This window comes from Desulfovibrio litoralis DSM 11393, assembly GCF_900143255.1.
Lineage (GTDB): Bacteria > Desulfobacterota > Desulfovibrionia > Desulfovibrionales > Desulfovibrionaceae > Frigididesulfovibrio_A > Frigididesulfovibrio_A litoralis.
In genome coordinates this window covers 1-607 of sequence record NZ_FRDI01000001.1, presented here as the reverse complement: position 1 = coordinate 607, position 607 = coordinate 1, and the positions used below count along the sequence as shown (strand labels likewise).

Below are 607 nucleotides of genomic sequence, written 5' to 3'. Positions count from 1 at the left end.
AACGCCTTCAGCGTATTAAGAACGCTCCCCTACCGATTATATAAATATAATCCCGAAGCTTCGGTGCCATGCTTAGCCCCGATACATTTTCGGCGCGGGGGCACTAGACCAGTGAGCTATTACGCTTTCTTTAAAAGATGGCTGCTTCTAAGCCAACTTCCTGGCTGTCTATGCGCCCCCACTACCTTATACACTGAGCATGGACTTGGAGACCTTAGCTGTCGATCTGGGCTGTTTCCCTTTTGACTATGGATCTTCGCACCCACAGTCTGACTCCCGGAAAACGTTTAGACGGTATTCTGAGTTTGATAGGGTTTGGTAATCTGGTAAGACCCCTAGCCCTTTCAGTGCTATACCTCCGTCAAACTATTCCGAGGCTATACCTCAATATATTTCGGGGAGAACCAGCTATCACCGAGTTTGATTAGCCTTTCACCCCTATCCACAAGTCATCCCAAACGTTTTCAGCCGTTAAGGGTTCGGTCCTCCACAAAGTTTTACCTTTGCTTCAACCTGCTCATGGATAGATCACCCGGTTTCGGGTCTACTCCGCACAACTATTCGCCCTATTCAGACTTGCTTTCGCTTCGGCTACACTTTCGCTTAA

The 607-nt window shown here is 48.1% G+C and carries 1 rRNA gene; it reads right to left on the bottom strand.

The features are described from left to right. Positions 1-607: ribosomal RNA gene (locus BT999_RS00005) — 23S ribosomal RNA — on the bottom strand; the annotation flags it as partial.